The 16,734-nt window shown below is 66.2% G+C and carries 13 protein-coding genes; 6 read left to right on the forward strand and 7 right to left on the reverse strand.

Going from position 1 to position 16,734, the window contains the following annotated elements; genetic code table 11:
* Positions 1–88 precede the first annotated feature (88 nt).
* The 6 genes from ygfZ (at position 89) to ACVJ5M_RS37745 (ending at position 6,630) form a co-directional block, all read left to right on the forward strand.
* Positions 89–964 carry a CAF17-like 4Fe-4S cluster assembly/insertion protein YgfZ gene (gene ygfZ, locus ACVJ5M_RS37720; protein ID WP_028158166.1) on the forward strand — a complete coding sequence of 292 codons (876 nt, stop codon included), beginning with the start codon at positions 89–91 and terminating at the stop codon, positions 962–964.
* Positions 961–1,587: a DNA-3-methyladenine glycosylase I gene (locus ACVJ5M_RS37725; RefSeq protein WP_354099722.1), complete on the forward strand. Its 627-nt coding sequence runs from the start codon at positions 961–963 to the stop codon at positions 1,585–1,587. The genes ygfZ and ACVJ5M_RS37725 overlap by 4 nt, the downstream gene beginning before the upstream one ends.
* On the forward strand, positions 1,584–2,198 hold the full coding sequence (locus ACVJ5M_RS37730; protein WP_063985090.1) for a YfbR-like 5'-deoxynucleotidase: 615 nt from the start codon (positions 1,584–1,586) through the stop codon (positions 2,196–2,198). The genes ACVJ5M_RS37725 and ACVJ5M_RS37730 overlap by 4 nt, the downstream gene beginning before the upstream one ends.
* A 144-nt stretch (positions 2,199–2,342) precedes the next feature.
* Complete coding sequence (locus ACVJ5M_RS37735; RefSeq protein ID WP_028152156.1) at positions 2,343–2,849, forward strand: tyrosine phosphatase family protein; 507 nt, start codon at positions 2,343–2,345, stop codon at positions 2,847–2,849.
* A 19-nt stretch (positions 2,850–2,868) separates the two neighbouring features.
* Positions 2,869–3,837, forward strand: a complete 969-nt coding sequence (locus tag ACVJ5M_RS37740; protein ID WP_063985091.1) for an NUDIX hydrolase — start codon at positions 2,869–2,871, stop codon at positions 3,835–3,837.
* A gap of 51 nt (positions 3,838–3,888) precedes the next feature.
* A complete protein-coding gene (locus ACVJ5M_RS37745; RefSeq protein WP_354099723.1) occupies positions 3,889–6,630 on the forward strand; it encodes a DUF2339 domain-containing protein in 2,742 nt (913 codons plus the stop codon).
* Positions 6,631–6,633: 3 nt separating this feature from the next.
* On the opposite strand, the gene ACVJ5M_RS37750 is transcribed toward ACVJ5M_RS37745, so the two are convergent.
* The 7 genes from ACVJ5M_RS37750 to acuI all read right to left on the reverse strand — a co-directional run bounded on the left by ACVJ5M_RS37750 (position 6,634) and on the right by acuI (position 16,720).
* Positions 6,634–8,322, reverse strand: coding sequence for a methyl-accepting chemotaxis protein (locus ACVJ5M_RS37750; protein WP_063985092.1), 1,689 nt, complete (start codon positions 8,320–8,322; stop codon positions 6,634–6,636).
* 283 nt (positions 8,323–8,605) lie between these two features.
* A complete protein-coding gene (locus ACVJ5M_RS37755) occupies positions 8,606–10,576 on the reverse strand; it encodes a methyl-accepting chemotaxis protein (protein WP_063985093.1) in 1,971 nt (656 codons plus the stop codon).
* Between the two features lie 204 nt (positions 10,577–10,780).
* The gene (locus ACVJ5M_RS37760; protein WP_354099725.1) at positions 10,781–12,487 is read right to left on the reverse strand and encodes a methyl-accepting chemotaxis protein; all 1,707 of its coding nucleotides are present in this window, start codon (positions 12,485–12,487) and stop codon (positions 10,781–10,783) included.
* A 179-nt stretch (positions 12,488–12,666) separates the two neighbouring features.
* On the reverse strand, positions 12,667–14,409 hold the full coding sequence (locus ACVJ5M_RS37765; protein WP_063986624.1) for a methyl-accepting chemotaxis protein: 1,743 nt from the start codon (positions 14,407–14,409) through the stop codon (positions 12,667–12,669).
* A 224-nt stretch (positions 14,410–14,633) separates the two neighbouring features.
* Positions 14,634–14,867 (reverse strand): DUF6894 family protein, encoded by a 234-nt coding sequence (locus ACVJ5M_RS37770; RefSeq protein ID WP_028152150.1) that lies wholly within the window; start codon positions 14,865–14,867, stop codon positions 14,634–14,636.
* Between the two features lie 154 nt (positions 14,868–15,021).
* Complete coding sequence (locus tag ACVJ5M_RS37775; RefSeq protein ID WP_063985095.1) at positions 15,022–15,621, reverse strand: hypothetical protein; 600 nt, start codon at positions 15,619–15,621, stop codon at positions 15,022–15,024.
* Positions 15,622–15,733: 112 nt separating this feature from the next.
* Positions 15,734–16,720, reverse strand: a complete 987-nt coding sequence (acuI, locus tag ACVJ5M_RS37780) for an acrylyl-CoA reductase (NADPH) (protein WP_063985096.1) — start codon at positions 16,718–16,720, stop codon at positions 15,734–15,736.
* Positions 16,721–16,734 lie beyond the last annotated feature (14 nt).

Consider the following 16,734-nt stretch of genomic DNA (forward strand, 5'->3'; position numbering starts at 1 on the left):
TCTCATCCCCAAGCGCGGGGCTTGAGGTCTTGTCGTTTATGCCTTGCGGGCTTACGTTCCGGAGCAACATGTCGCAAGAGATTTTCACATGAAATCAGCGTTTCTTCCCGACCGGAGCGTGGTCAAGGTCGCGGGCGAGGACGCGCGCAACTTCCTCAACGGCCTGATCACGACCGATCTCGACAGGCTGAAGCCGGGCCTGGGGCGATTCGGTGCGCTGCTGACGCCGCAGGGCAAGATCATCGTGGACTTCCTGATCACAGAGGTGCCCGCAGGCCATGGCGGCGGGTTCCTGATCGACTGTCCGAAGGCGCTGGCCGAGGGCCTCGCCACCAAGCTGAAATTCTACAAGCTGCGCGCCAAGGTCACGGTGGAAAACCTCGATCTCGGCGTGCTCGCGGCCTGGGACGGCCAGCTTGCGGCGCAGCCGGACCTTGCGTTCGCCGATCCGCGCAATGATGCGCTCGGCACTCGCATCCTGATCCCCGAAGATCTCAAACAGAAGCTGTCCGATCTCATCGGCGCCGAGCTGGTCGATGCCGCCGAATACGAGGCCCATCGCATCGCGCTCGGCGTGCCGCGCGGCGGGCTCGATTTCATGTACAGCGATGCGTTCCCGCACGAGACCAACATGGACCGTCTTGCCGGCGTCGATTTCGACAAGGGCTGCTATGTCGGCCAGGAGGTCGTCTCGCGCATGCAGCATCGCGGCACCGCGCGCACCCGCAGCGTCAAGGTGCTGCTCGACGACCTCTCGCCGGAGGCCGGCGTCAGTGTTATGGCCGGCGACAAGCCGGTCGGCACGATGGGCTCGTCCGCACAGGGCAAGGGCATCGCGCTGGTACGCATCGACCGCGTTGCGGACGCGCTCGATGCCGGCCAGCCGCTCACCGCCGGCGGCCTCGCCGTGAGGCTCGCCGAACCCGACGTCGTCCGCATTCCCCTGAAGCAGCCCATCGCATGAGCCGAGCCCCCCGCCTGCATCCCGACGGAAAGACCCGCTGCCCCTGGCCCGGCGAAGACCCGCTCTATGTCGCCTATCACGACACCGAATGGGGCGTGCCGGAATATGACGACCGTGCGCTCTACGAAAAGCTGATCCTCGACGGCTTCCAGGCCGGCCTCTCCTGGATCACGATCCTGCGCAAGCGGGACAATTTCCGCAAAGCCTTCGATGATTTTCAGCCGGAGAAGATCGCGCGCTACAACGACAAGAAGGTGCACGCGCTGATGAACGATGCCGGCATCGTGCGCAACCGCGCCAAGATCGACGGCGCGATCCTGAGCGCGAAATCATATCTCGACATCATGGAGAAGGGCCTGGGCTTCTCGAAGCTGTTGTGGGACTTCATGGACGGCCGGCCCAAGGTCAACAATTTCAAGACCACTGCGAGCGTGCCGGCCTCGACGCCGCTGTCGACGCAGATCTCCAAGGAACTGTCCTCGCGCGGTTTCAAATTCGTCGGTCCGACCATCGTCTACGCCTTCATGGAGGCGACCGGCATGGTCAACGACCATCTCGTCGACTGCCATTGTCACGCGAGCTGCGGCAAGACGCAGCGCAAGCCGCGCCTCAAGGCCAAATGACCGCGAAGAAAACGGCACGCGACGTGGCATCCCGCGCCTGGCAACGCATGCTGTCGGGCCGGCGGCTCGATCTGCTCGATCCCTCTCCGCTCGATGTCGAGATCGCCGACATCGCGCATGGGCTGGCGCGCGTGGCGCGCTGGAACGGGCAGACCACCGGCGCGCACATCTTCTCGGTCGCGCAGCATACGCTTCTGGTGGAGACCGTGATGCGGCACGAGATGCCGCGCGTCGACGAGCGCATGCGGCTCGCCGCCCTGCTGCACGATGCGCCCGAATACGTGATCGGCGACATGATCTCGCCGTTCAAGGCCGTGCTCGACGGCCACTACAAGGCGGTGGAGAAGCGCCTGCTCGGCGCCATCCACATCCGCTTCGGCCTGCCGCCGGCGCTGCCCGAGGAGATCACGCAAGCCATCAAGGCCGCCGATCGCGGGGCGGCCTATCTGGAGGCAACCGAGCTTGCCGGCTTCAGCGAAAGCGAGGCGAAGCGCCTGTTCGGCAGGGACCCCAGCCTCTCCGACAGCGTCCGGCGCGACTACCTCACGCCCTGGACCGCGGCGCGGGCCGAGAAGCAGTTTCTGGAGCGGTTCAACGCGGTGTTCGCGTAGCATCATCCCTTCGTAGGGTGGGCAAAGCGAAGCGTGCCCACCAAACTAGCCGCGGTGTGCGCGGTGCGAAACGGTGGGCACGGCGCGATGCGCCTTTGCCCACCCTACGAGCGCTCGCTATAATCAGCGGCAAAAAGGTCCGCCATGATCCACGTCTGTTCCCTCGCCGCCCTTCCCGAAACCGTCCGCCTCACCAGGGCCAGCCATGTGCTGACCGTCATGGCCAATGTCGAGCAGGTGGCACGTCCGGTGTCGGTGCTGCCGGCCAACCATCTCAAGGTGTCGATGGACGACATCACCGAGGAGATGGACGGCTTCACCGCACCATCCGAAGCTCATATCGACCAGGTGCTGAATTTCGTACGCGGCTGGGACCGCAGCGCGCCGCTGGTGGTGCATTGCTATGCCGGCATCAGCCGCTCCACTGCGAGCGCCTTTGCGGCCGTCTGCGCCCTCAATCCGGATCGCGACGAGATCGAGATCGCCAAGAAGATCCGCGCGGCCTCCCCGATCGCCTCGCCGAACCGCCGCATCGTCGGTCTTGCCGACCGCGCGCTCGGACGCAACGGCCGCATGCTGCGCGCGCTCGACGAGATGGGCCCGGGCGCCATGATGGTCGAGGGCCGCCCCTTCGTGATCGAGCTCGAATGACAACTGCGACATCAGCCGCATGAGCGACACGCAGCTGACGCCGATCGAGATCGGCCTGACCGCGGCGATCGTCGCGATCGAGGATCATGAGCCGCTGATCCTCACCGCGCACAGCAGTGATGGGCTGGCGGGCCTGCCGTTCGGGCCGTTCGATGCGCCCAGCCATCGCACGTTCGAGATCGGCCTGCGCGCCTGGGTCGAGGCGCAGGCGGGCTTGCGGCTCGGCTATGTCGAGCAGCTCTACACGTTCGGCGATCGTGGCCGTCATGCCGAGGCCGGCGACACCGGTGCGCATATGGTGTCGATCGGCTATCTGGCGCTGACGCGCGCGGTGGGCGGCGAGCTCGCAGCGACCGGCGCGAGCTTCGAACCGTGGTATCGCTTCCTCCCCTGGGAAGACTGGCGCGAGGAGCCGCCTGCGATCATCGCCCGTGACATCATTCCGGCGCTGACGCTATGGGCCGAGGAGGAGACGCCGGAGACCACACGCGCGCTGCCGCGCCGGGATCGCGTGCGGTTCTATTTCGGCCTCGACGGCGCGCCCTGGGACGAGGAGCGCGTGCTCGACCGCTACGAGCTCTTGTACGAGGCCGGGCTGATCGAGGAGGCGCGGCGCGACGGCCGTCCTGCGGCATTGGCGCGCAAGCAGCTTCCCGCGCTCGGCACCTCCATGCGGTTCGATCACCGCCGGATTCTCGCGACAGCGATCGCGCGGCTGCGTGCAAAACTGAAGTATCGTCCTGTGGTGTTTGAACTTTTGACCGCGGAGTTCACACTCACTGAACTGCAGTACACGGTGGAGGCGATCTCCGGCCGGCACCTGCACAAACAAAATTTCCGCCGCCTGGTCGAAACCGAAGCCTTGGTCGAACCGACCGGGGTGATGTCGACACAGACCGGCGGACGGCCGGCGGCGCTCTACCGCTTCCGCCGCGACGTGCTCCAGGAACGACCCGCGCCGGGCTTGCGCGTACGCTCCCGGCGCTAGATCCTAGGATTTGCGTGACCGGCCCCTGCCCGCCGGTTGCCTGGAGGCTTCATGTCCGACGGCCCGTTTGACGTCTTTGCGCTGATCATTGCGATCATCGCTGTCCTGATCGCGATCAAGGCCTCCAGCCAGGCGGCCGAGCTGCGCCGCCGGCTGGCCTCGCTCGAAGAGATGTTTTACGCGCAGCGGCAGGTGCAGCCGCCGCCGCTGATGCCCACGCAGGTGCAGGCCGAGGCGCCCGCGACGACGGCCGCCGAGCCGCCGCCGCTCGCGCCCGAAGTCGAGGCAGCACCGCCTCCGCTCGTCACCGAAGAGGTTTCACCGCGGCCGCTCGCGCCGAGCACCGAAGCCGATGCACCGCCGCCGCTTGCGGCGAACACCGAGGCCTACGCACCGCCGCCTTTGCCCGCGCCGGCACCCGGCTTCGAGGAACGGCTCGGCACGCGCTGGGTGGTCTGGATCGGCGGCCTCGCGCTCGCGCTCGGCGGCTTCTTCATGGTGCGCTATTCGATCGAGGCAGGTCTCGTCGGCCCCGGCGTGCGCGTGTTCCTCGGCGGGCTGTTCGCAGCCGCGCTGCTGGGCGCCGGCGAATGGTCGCGGCGCAAGGAGAGCATCTCCAACATCGCGGCGCTGCCTATCGCCAACATCCCCGCGATCCTCACCGCGGCCGGAACGGCCGTGGCGTTCGCGACCATCTACGCGGCCTATGCGCTCTATGGCTTCCTCGTGCCCGCCACCGCTTTCGTGCTGCTCGGCATCGTCGCGATGGGCACGCTCGCCGCGGCACTGTTGCATGGGCCCGCACTCGCGGGCCTCGGCGTGGTCGGCGCGTTCGTGACGCCGATCCTCGTCTCCAGCGGCAAGCCGGATTATTGGGCGCTCTATATTTATCTTGCGATCGTCACCGCCGCGAGCTTCGGCCTCGCGCGCATCCGGCTGTGGCGCTGGCTCGCGGTGACCACCATCGCCTTCGCCGTGCTCTGGATCTTCCCGGGTCTCGATACCAGCGAGCTGCAGGTCGCGCCGCACACCTTCCATGCGATCGCGGGCTTCGTGCTCGCCGCCCTCCTCGTGGTCTGCGGCTTCATGTTCGGCCCGACCATCGAGGACGGCGAGATCGAGCCGGTGTCGTCGAGCTCGCTTGGCGCCTATCTGTTCGGCGCGATGCTGATCGTGCTGTCGAGCGCGCATGCGGACCTTGCGCTGATCGCGTTCACGCTTCTCGTCGGCGCGACGCTGTTCGTCGCCTGGCGTGCGCCGGCGGCGACCGGCGCACTGGGCGCGGCCGCGGCAACCGTCTTCATCGTGTTCGCCGAATGGGCGGTGCGCGCCAATCCCGACATGCTGGTGCTGCCGGGCGGCCCGATCCCCGGCGTCGGACCGGTCGCCACCGACGGTTCGGTGACGCTGCATCTGGTGATGGCCGCGATCTTCGCTGCCGGCTTCGGCATCGCAGGCTTCCTCGCGCAGGGCCGCTCGAACTCGGCGGTCATTCCGGTGGTGTGGTCTGCGGCCGCCGTCGCGACGCCGATCGCGATCCTCGTTGCGCTCTACGCGCGCGTCGCCCATCTCGACCGCTCGATCCCGTTCGCGATCCTCGCGGTGCTGCTCGCCGCCGCCTTTGGCGCTGCGACCGAAGCGCTGGCGCGCCGCGAAGATCGGCCGGGCACTGCGACCTCTGTCGCGCTGTTCGCGACCGGCACGCTCGGCGCGCTGGCGCTGGCGCTGACCTTCGCCCTCGAAAAGGGCTGGCTCACCATCGCGCTGGCGCTGATGTCGCTCGGCACGGCCTGGATCTCGCTGCAGCGGCCGATCCCGGTCCTGCGCCGGCTCGCCGCCATCTTTGCCGCGATCGTGACCGCGCGCATCGGCTATGATCCGCGCATCGTCGGCGATGCCGTCGGCACCACGCCGATCTTCAATTGGCTGTTGTGGGGCTACGGCCTGCCGGCGGCCTCGTTCTGGGGCGCGAGCATCTTCCTGCGCCGCCGCGGTGACGATCCGCCGCTGCGCATCGTGGAGGCCGCCGCGATCCTGTTCACCGCGCTGCTCGCCTTCATGGAGATCCGGCATCTCGCCACCGGCGGCCGCATGACGTCGCCGCCCTCGCTGCTCGAATTTGCCCTGCAAGTCTGCGTCGCGCTCGCCATGGCGATCGGGCTGGAGCGGCTGCGGCTGAGGAGCCACAGCATCGTTCACAATGTCGGCGCGGTCGCGCTCACCGCGATCGCCGGGCTCATCAGCGTGTTCGGCCTGCTGATCCTGGAGAATCCGTGGCTGCTCTCCAGCGTCGATGTCGGCGGTCTCGTCTTCAACCTGCTGCTGCTCGGCTACGCTCTCCCGGCGGTGCTGATGCTGCTGCTGTCCTATGCGGTGGCCGGACATCGCCCCGTCGCCTATGCGAACACGATTGCCGGCGCTGCGCTGGTGTTCGCGCTCACCTATTTGACGCTGGAGATCCGCCGCTTCTATCACGGCCCGGTCCTGCTCTACGGCGCCACCACGGGCGCGGAGCAATACACCTATTCGATCGGCTGGCTCGGCTTCGGTGTGGTGCTGCTCGGCGTCGGCATTCTCGTCAACTCCGAGCGGGCACGGCTGGCGTCGGCCGCGGTGATCGCGCTGACGATCCTGAAGGCCTTCGTGATCGACATGTCGACGCTGACAGGCGTCTACCGCGCGCTGTCGTTCATGTGCCTCGGCATCGTGCTGGTCGCGATCGGGTGGCTCTACCAGCGCATCCTATTCCGGCGGCAGATAGCACCGCCGCCGGCTCCGCAGGCGAGCACTTGAGGATCAAGCCGCGCGGACCGACTCCAGGAACTGCGCGACCTCGACTTTGAGCCGCGTGCTGTCGGTCGCCAGCGATTTCGCCGCCGACAGCACCTCCGTCGACGCCGAGCCGGTCTCGATCGCACCACGCTGCACGTCCGTGATGTTCATCGAGACCTCCTGCGTACCGACCGAAGCCTGCTGCACGTTGCGCGAGATCTCCTGCGTGGCCGCGCCCTGTTCCTCGACGGCGGCTGCGATGGCCGCCGCCACCTCGGACAGCCGCTCGATGGTGCCGCCGATCTCCTGGATGGCGCTGACAGATTCCTGCGTCGCGGACTGGATCCCGGAGACCTGCGCCCCGATCTCGCCGGTCGCTTTCGCGGTCTGCTCGGCCAGCGCCTTGACCTCGGAGGCGACGACCGCGAAGCCGCGGCCGGCTTCACCGGCACGCGCCGCCTCGATGGTGGCGTTGAGCGCCAGCAGGTTGGTCTGACCGGCGATGGTGTTGATCAGCTCGACCACGGCGCCGATACGCGATGCCGCCTGAGACAGCGCATTGACGCGGTCGTTGGTCCGCGTGGCCTGCTCGACGGCCTCTGCGGCCATCCGCGCCGAATCCTGCACGCGGCGGCTGATCTCGGTGATGGAGGACGACAGCTCCTCCGATGCGGACGCAACCGCCTGGACGTTGGTCGAGGCTTCCTCGGACGCCGCGGCGACCACGGTCGCAAGCTCCTGCCCGCGCTGCGCGGTGCTGCTCAGCGTGGTCGCGGAGGCCTCGAGCTCGGTCGAGGCCGACGACACGGTGCCGACGACCTCGCCGATCATGGCCTCGAACTTGCGGGTGATGGCGTCGACGCGGCGGCCGCGTTCGATCTTGGCCTCGGCGTCGGCCGCGGCGACTTCGTCGGCGGCCTTCTTGGCGATCAACGCCTCCTTGAAGATCTGGAGCGCATCCGCCATCGAGCCGATCTCGGTCTTCTCGCCGCGATGCGGCACCTCGGCGGAGAGGTCGCCTTCGCCAAGCGACTGCATCGGATGGATGATCGAGGCAATCCCGCGAGAAACGTCACGCACGAGATAATAGGCGGCACCGATCGCGATCACGACCGAGAACACGATGATGCCGACCAACACGCGGAAGATCGTGGCGTAGCTGTCGGCCGCCTGCTTCGTCTCCAGCTCGGCGCCCCGGTTGTTCATCTCGATGCCCTTCTGGAGCAGCGGGTCGGCGGCCTGGGCCATCTTCGCGACCTTGGTCTGCAACAGCTCGTTGGCATCGGCCGGGAAGCGACCGACGCCCTTGCGCGACAGCGCCATGACGTCCTGCACCCCGTTCAGGTACTCGGCCCATGCCTTGCTCCACTGCTCATAGAGCGAACGCTCCTCGGCTGAGGTGATCAGCGGCTCGTAGACCTTGCGGGTCTGGTCGATGCGCGCCTGCAGCGAGGCGAGGCGCTTCTCGGCGGCTTCCTTGCCCTCGGCGGTGTCCTGCATCAGGTGCAGGCGCAGCGCGACGCGCAGCTCGTTGATATCGGCGCGAAGCGAGCCGAGCGCACGCACGCTCGGCAGCCAGCTCTCCGCGATCTCGACGGTGTGGGAATTGATACTCTGCATGGTGCCGATCGCCATCACGCCGACGCCGGCGAGCGACAGCACGAGGACCGACAACACGGTCAGAAGCTTGAACACGATCGACAACTTCGACATCACAGCAAATCCCGATGAGACCTAGCAACGCGCAAATCACCTGCGCCGCCATCGTCACGACGGACGACAGGGCGAAAGTCAGTTCAACAATGCTGGCTGATTTTTATCCCGTAAGATTGCGCTCATAGTTGCAAACAGGCGTTAACAGGAACCTACGTGAACTACGGAATTCGCTGTCGCCGCCGTTATATGTTCCGCAATTATTGGTTGCAGCGCAGCAGACATCGCGCGACGCCACACCCGCGCACCGCGATGCGCGGCTCGAACGGAGCAACTGACGACCTCAGGCCGCCCGGACCGACTCCAGGAAGCGCGCGACCTCGCTCTTAAGCCGGTTGCTCTCCTGAGACAGCGATTGTGCTGCCGAATGCACCTGGGCCGACGCAGCCCCGGTCTCGCCTGCGCCGCGCTGGACGTTGCCGATATTGGCGGAGACCTCCGAGGTGCCGTGCGCGGCATGCTGGATGTTGCGGGAGATCTCCTGCGTCGCGGCGCCCTGCTCCTCCACCGCTGCGGCGATGGCCGAGGAAATTTCCGACATCCGCGCGATGGTGTCGCCGATCTCCTTGATCGCACCGACCGAATCCTGCGTCGCGGTCTGGATCGCGCCGATGTGCTGGCTGATCTCGCCCGTGGCCTTCGCGGTCTGCTCAGCGAGCGCCTTGACTTCGGTCGCGACCACCGCGAAGCCCTTGCCGGCCTCGCCCGCACGTGCCGCCTCGATCGTGGCATTCAGCGCCAGCAGATTGGTCTGGCTGGCGATCGTGTTGATCAGCTCGACCACGTCGCCGATACGCCCTGCCGCCTTGGTCAGCTCCGCGACGCGCGCGTTGGTGCGCTGGGCCTGCTCCACCGCGACGTCGGCGACGCGGGCCGATTCCTGCACCTGGCGGCTGATCTCCGAGATCGATGTGGTCATCTCCTCGCTCGCGGACGACACCGACTGCACGTTCGCGGACGCCTCCTCCGAGGCCGCCGCCACCGCCGTGGCGAGCCCGTTGCCGCGCTCGGCGGCCTGGGTCAGCGTATTGGAGGACGCCTCGAGCTCGGTTGCCGCCGACGACACCGTGTCGATGATCTCGCCGACCGCGCCTTCAAACCCGTCGGCGAGGCGGTGCATGTCCGCCTTGCGCCGTTCGCGCCCGCGCGCGTCAGCCTCGGCCTGCTCCGCACGCAGCCGCTCGGCCTCCGCCATGTTGGTCCTGAACACCTCGACCGCACCGGCCATCTCGCCAATCTCGTCCTTGCGCCCGACGCCGGGGACGGAGATCGAAAGCTCGCCGCGCGCCAGCCGCGTCATCGCGCCGACCATGCCGGACAATGCCTTCGAGATCGAGCGCCCCAGCACGAAGCCGACCACGGCGAGCACGACGACGGTGAGCGCGAAGGCGATCATCATCCACAGGCGCACGGCATCGCGCGTTGCGGCTTCCGCGGCGTCGGCCTGCTTGTACATGGCGTCGACGGCGGTTCGCACCTCGACCATGGAGGGTTCGAGCTCGCGGAACGTCTTCATCATGCTGGCGTCCAGCGCAGCGCTCTGCTGCGCGGTCTCGGCCCAGGCCGCGAACTCGGACTGGTACTTCTGGAGCTTGGCCGTGATGTCGTTCATCACCGCCGTCGGGACTGCGACCACCTCGATCGCCTTGGAGAATTCGATCGCGGCCTTCTTCACCTCGGCGATGTATTTGGGGTCGCGCCGCAGCATGAAGTCCTTCTCGTGCCGGCGCATCATCAGCATCCAGCTCGTCGTCCTGGGATCGTCGATCTCCTTGAGCTTCACCTCGATGTCGTGCACGGCGGCGCGGAGCGAGCCGGACAGGCCAAGCGTCTCGTTCAGCCCGAGTCTGGTCTCGGCCACGACAAGCGCCTTGAAATCCTCGGCATAGCGTTTGAAGCCGTCATGTGCCTGCCTGGTCTTGTCGGACAGCGCGCTCATGCCGCCGGCCGCCATCAACCGCTCGACCTGGTCGAAATCGCGGTTGATCGGTCCCATCAGCTCGGCATGGGCCTTGGCGTAGCTTTCGTTGCGACGCTGCTGAAAATTCTTCTCGTTGCGGCGCGCCTCCAGCATCTCGATCGTGAGCTGCTTGTTGAGGTCAGCGATCGCGCGGGCGCGGTTGGCAACGGTGCGGGAGGCGTCCTGAGAGAGGCTGCCGATCTCGTAGATCGCGCCGAAGACGACGAGGCCGACAAGGCCGAAGAGTCCGATCGCCATGACCTTGTGGGTGAGGCGAATGGAGAAGCCGCTCATTGAATGTGCTCCGATACGTTCGATACGCAATACAGGGAGGGCGACTCGGCACCCGAATATTGCGAGATCATGACTGCATCGGTTTTCCGGAAGGTTAACCGTGCAGACCTTCTCACCGCGGCATCGGCTGTGGACGCATGCGAACCGCCACGCGTCCTCGCGCGGCGGTTGCAATCGGCGAATGATGGGTGAGGACGGGCGCCCTCAGGCGGCGCGCACCGTGGTGAGGAACTTGCCGACCTCGAGCTTGAGGCGGTTGCTGTCGCCGGACAGCGACTGCGCAGCCGAAAGCACCTGCGACGACGCCGAGCCGGTCTCGCTCGCGCCGCGCTGCACGTCGGTGATGTTGGACGACACTTGATGGGTGCCTTCCGCCGCCTGTTGCACGTTGCGGGAGATTTCCTGCGTCGCCGCGCCCTGCTCCTCCACCGCCGCCGCGATCGCCGAAGAGATCTCCGACAGGCGTTCGATGGTGTAGCTGATGTCCTTGATGGCGCCGACCGACTCCTGGGTAGCAGACTGGATGCCGGAAATCTGCTGGCCGATCTCGCCGGTCGCCTTCGCGGTCTGCTCGGCAAGCGCCTTCACTTCGGAAGCGACGACGGCGAAGCCACGGCCAGCTTCGCCGGCACGCGCAGCCTCGATCGTGGCGTTGAGCGCCAGCAGGTTGGTCTGGCCGGCGATGGTGTTGATCAGCTCGACGACGTCGCCGATCCGCGTTGCCGCCTTCGACAGTTCGCTGACACGTTCGGTCGTGGTGCGGGCCTGGCCGACGGCTTCGCTCGCCACGCGCGCGGATTCCTGCACCTGGCGGCTGATCTCGGTGATCGACGACGACAGCTCTTCCGTTGCCGAGGCCACCGACTGCACGTTGGCGGAGGCTTCCTCAGAGGCCGAAGCGACCACGGTCGCGAGCTGCTGCGCGTGCTCCGCGGTCGAGGTCAGCGTCGTCGCGGAAGCCTCGAGCTCGGTCGAGGCCGAGCTCACGGTCTCGATCACCTCGCCGACCGCGGTTTCAAACTGATCGGCAAGCCGGAGCATGTCCTGGCGACGCTGCGCCGCGCTGCGCTGCTCCATCTCCTTCTGCTCGGCTTCCATCCGAATCTTGGCAAGGCCGTTCTCCCGGAACACTTCCGCGGTCTTGGCGACTTCGCCGACCTCGTCCTTGCGATCAAGGCCGGCGATCTCGACCTGATAGCGGCCGGCGGCAAGCTCCTGGAGCACACCGACGATCATGCGGATCGGCCGCGCGATGCCGTACTGACCGATGATGAAGCCCAACGCGCCGCCGATGACGACACCGAGGCCTGCGAGGATGATCAGGAAGCGTGACGTCGATTCATACTGCTCGCGCGCTTCCTTGCTCTTCTCCTCGACGCGCGTATTCAGCCGATCGGCGAGTTCGCGGATCTTGCCTTGAAGGTTCTCCGCAGCGGTCCTGCTCTTCATCGCGATGTCGCGCAGCTTGTCTGCGCTGTCGCTGAGCTTCGCCGACTTCTCGGCATCGACGGCCGCGAGCGTCGTGTCCATCTGGCTCTTGTAGGCCGAGAACGCCTCGCGCACGCCCGGGAGCAGCGTCTTGGCCTTCTCGTCCGGGGTCTGGCTGACCTCGTCGAAACGCTCCTGATACTGCTTGAGCTGGGCGTTGATGACATCACGCGCGGCGAGGCGATTGTCGTCACGCGGATCGAGCGCACTGCGGAATTCAGCGCGGTTCAGCGCGATGACGTTCTGGTTGGCGCGCGCGGCGAGCAAGGCCCGCTTGGCCGCGGTCGACATCACGTCGGCCTTTTCGCTGAGATCGCTGAGGGCGGAGACGCCAATCCAGGCGATCGCGGCACCGATCCCGCACAGCAGGAGGACGATCCCGAGGATCTTGCTCAGGATGCGGAAGCGGCCGAGAAAATGCATGACTGGAACCCTTTATGGACGTTGCCGCTCAAGCGGCTGAATTCCCATGAACTTCGTCCAAAACCATTCCGCTTCCCTTAACCACGTTTGCCGTAGAAACACGGAGCTTTCACCGCGATCGACGCCGCTCTTGCATTCCGAGAGTTGCGCAGGGAGCAAGGCTCTCCCTGCGGTTTTGGTCAGGCCGCGCGAACGGTACCCAGGAACTTGCCGACTTCGAGCTTGAGGCGATTGCTGTCGCCGGACAGCGACTGCGCCGCCGCCAACACCTGCGAGGACGCCGAGCCGGTCTCGCTTGCGCCGCGCTGCACGTCGGTGATGTTGGACGACACTTGATGGGTGCCTTCCGCGGCCTGCTGCACGTTGCGAGAGATTTCCTGCGTCGCGGCGCCCTGCTCTTCGACCGCAGCCGCGATCGCCGAGGAGATCTCCGACAGCTTCTCGATGGTGTCGCTGATGTCCCTGATGGCGCCGACCGAATGCTCGGTCGCGGCCTGAATGCTGGCGATCTGCTGGCCGATCTCGCCGGTCGCCTTCGCGGTCTGCTCGGCGAGCGCCTTGACTTCGGAGGCGACCACGGCAAATCCGCGGCCCGCTTCGCCGGCGCGCGCGGCCTCGATCGTGGCGTTGAGCGCCAGCAGATTAGTCTGGCCGGCGATGGTGTTGATCAGTTCCACGACGTCGCCGATCCGCGTCGCCGCCTTCGACAGTTCGCTGACACGGTCGGTCGTGGTGCGGGCCTGGCCGACCGCCTCGCTGGCGACGCGCGCAGATTCCTGCACCTGGCGGCTGATCTCGGTGATCGACGACGACAGCTCCTCCGTTGCCGACGCCACCGACTGCACGTTGGTGGAGGCCTCTTCGGAAGCCGCCGCGACCACGGTGGTGAGCTGCTGCGTGCGCTCCGCGGTCGAGGTGAGCGTGGTGGCGGATGCTTCAAGCTCCGTGGAAGCCGACGACACCGTACCGACGATCTCGCCGACGGCGCCTTCGAAGCTGTCGGCGAGCTTGCGCATCTCGGACTTGCGCTGCTCGGCCGCGAGCTGATCCTGCCGCGACTTGGCTTCCGCGTCCTCCCGCGCCTTCTGTTCGGACACGATCTTGAATTTTTCGACGGCACCGGCGACTTCGCCGACCTCGTCCTTGCGGCCGAGGCCCGGCAGCACCACGGAGAAATCGCCGCCGGCGAGCTTCTCCATCGCCGCCGTCAATGCGCGCATGGGCCGCGCAATGCTGAAGACGGAGAAGATGCACGCCCCGATCAGAACCAGCGCGACCAGCACGCCGGCGACGAACGAGGTCCGCGCGACGGACGCGGCCTCAGCTTCGGCTTCGGCGCGGGCTTCGGAACTCTTCTGCTTGGCAAAGTTGATGATCTCGTTGGTCAGCTCCGATATCTCTTCGTTGATCGGCGCCAGCATCTCCTTGCGGATGCGGTCGACCTCGGCCACGAGCTTTGCGAGCGGTGCTGCCGCCTCGCCGTCCTTCTTCGCGCTCAGGGCGAGCTCCTGCTTGCGGATCGCTTCGATCTGCTGTTGCCCCTTGCTGAAATTGCCGACCAACACGACCAGGCGGTCGATCCGCTTGTGATTCTCCGGCGAGCGCGACAGCTTCGCCATCTCGTCCGCGAATTTCAGGGCCGCGGTCTGCCGATCGTTGAAATAGGTGACGGCCTTCTGCAACTCGGCCGGCGACGTGGAGCTCAGGATGTCACGAATGCCGATCTGCATCCCGCGGACCGACGCTTTGGCTTCCGCGGCGCTTTGCGCGATCGACTGCTGCCCCGATGCCCCATTGCTGAGCTTCTGAACCGCAGCGTCGCCGTTCATCTGGAGGACGATCATCAGCGCGACGAGCGCGATGGTGAGTGCCGAGGTCACAGCGAGCTTGGTGCCAATTCGCAGGTTCTGAATGAACATCATCGACATAATCCCCGGATACGCATTGCCGCGCCGACGCGCGTGAACAGTCCGGGAAGGCTAACCGCGAGGTTACTCATTAACGTTAAGGGTGGCCGCGGCAGCCTGGGTAGAAATACTGAAATCGTGCTTAAACTACTGCAGTTGCGCACTTTTCACGTGCAATGAAACGGAACTCGCGGATTTGCACGCGCTGGCGTCCGTTAACGGTTGCCCGTTCGCGGTCATCAGCACACGGTCTCACCGACCAGGCTGACGCGGAAGACCGGCTTCTTGTTCTCGTCGAGCAGCTCCATGCTCCACTTCGCGTTCGGCTTCAGGTTGCGCGCGATGCTGCCGAGCAGGTTGGCGCAGACCTCGCTCATCTCGGCCCAGGCGGCGGCGCGATCCTCGAACTCGTACGGCTGGTCGGCGGCGCCGGAATAACGACCGGTGCTGATGCGAAAGAAATACAACGACATCGTAGAATCCTTGCACCCCCCGGCCCTGCGCAAACTGGGACGCGAGTCCCTACCAAGGCATGAAAGCCGCCGTCCGTATGACTACGGCGCGGCGGCTTGGTGACCGATGAATATTTTCAACGACAAAATGCGCGGGCGGTCCCGCGCAGCCAGCTCACTGGGTCGAGCGGCGCAATTCCAGCGGAGCGTCGTTCCTGGCTGGCTCCGATTTGGCTTCGGACTTCACCGGCTCGAGCCGGCTGCTCTCGACACGCGGCGTCTCGACGCGCGCGGCGACTTCAGTGTTGGACGCAGCGACCGAACCGGTGCGCTCCGAAGAGCGCAGTGAACGCGGACGCGCCACGGCGCGGGCCATCAGCATCTGATTGCCGCCCTGGTGGTGGAAGTCGCAATAGGCGAAGCCCATGCCCGACACCGAGCCGCGGAAGCTGCGATCGTCGGTCTTTTCCAGGTTGAAACAGGGCTCGAACGGAATGCCCTTGATCGAGGCGCAAACGTTCTGCCCACGGATCTGGAGCGTGTTGCCGGGCAGGCGGAGATGCTTCACCGGGCCTGCGCCCGAGAACTGCACCGCGCCGGCGGCGCCGAGATCGTCCAGGATGCGGCCTGCGCCGCGGGTGCCGTCGAAACAAGTGAAGGCGAACACCTTACCGGCAACGAAGCGGCGCGCCTCGTCGGCGTTCATGCTTCCTGCAATGGCCGGCGCAAACGTCGCTGCCGCCGTGACAGCCCCCAACACAATACGCGCAAGCATGCTCAACTCCGAACCAACCCCAGCGCGGGCGATGCCTTATCTCTTTACCCGCTGCTTACCATACTAACCAAGGCAACATTGAAGCAGCTTGGTTGGTAAAGTCTGAACGCCGTTAGACAATTTTTACCACGATGCGGCCGCGGACCTGGCCGGCAAGGATTTTCGCGCCCCATTCCGAAACTTCCTCGAGCGGAATTTCATGAGTAATTTCAGATAGTTTTGTCCGATCCAGATCCGAGGCCAGACGCTGCCAGGCGGCTTTCCGCGGCTCGATCGGGCACATCACGGAATCGATGCCGAGAAGGCACACCCCGCGCAAAATGAAGGGTGCGACAGAAGACGGCAGGTCCATGCCGGCCGCCAGGCCGCACGCCGCGACCGCGCCGCCATACTTCGTCATCGACAGGAGATTCGCGAGCGTGGTCGAGCCGACGCTGTCGACGCCGCCGGCCCAGCGCTCCTTGGCGAGGGGCTTGGCCGCCGCCGACAATTCATTGCGGTCGATGATCTCGGCCGCACCGATCTCTTTCAAATAGTCGGCTTCCGAGGCGCGGCCGGTCGAGGCGATGACGTGATAACCGAGCTTCGAGAGCACGGCGGTGGCGACCGAGCCGACGCCGCCGGCCGCGCCCGTCACCACCACAGGGCCGCTCTTCGGCGACAGGCCGTGCTTCTCCAGCGCCAGCACAGACAGCATCGCGGTGAAGCCGGCGGTGCCGATCGCCATGGCGTCACGCGCCGACAGGCCCTGCGGCAAGGCGACCAGCCAGTCGCCCTTGACCCGCGCCTTCTCGGCATAGGCGCCGAGATGGGTCTCGCCCATGCCCCAACCGGTGCAGACGACCTTGTCGCCCGCCTTCCATTGCGGATGGGCGGAGGTTTCAACCGTGCCGGCGAAATCGATGCCGGCGATCATCGGGAAGCGGCGCACCACCGGCGCCTTGCCGGTGAGCGCGAGGCCGTCCTTGTAGTTCAGCGTCGACCATTCCACGCGGACCGTGACATCACCGTCCATCAGTTCGGCGTCGTCGAACTGCGTGAGTGCGGCGGTGGTGCCCTTGTCCGCCTTGTCGATCCGGATCGCCTTGAATGTGGCCACGACTGAACTCCCTG

Source organism: Bradyrhizobium sp. S3.7.6 (assembly GCF_054061875.1).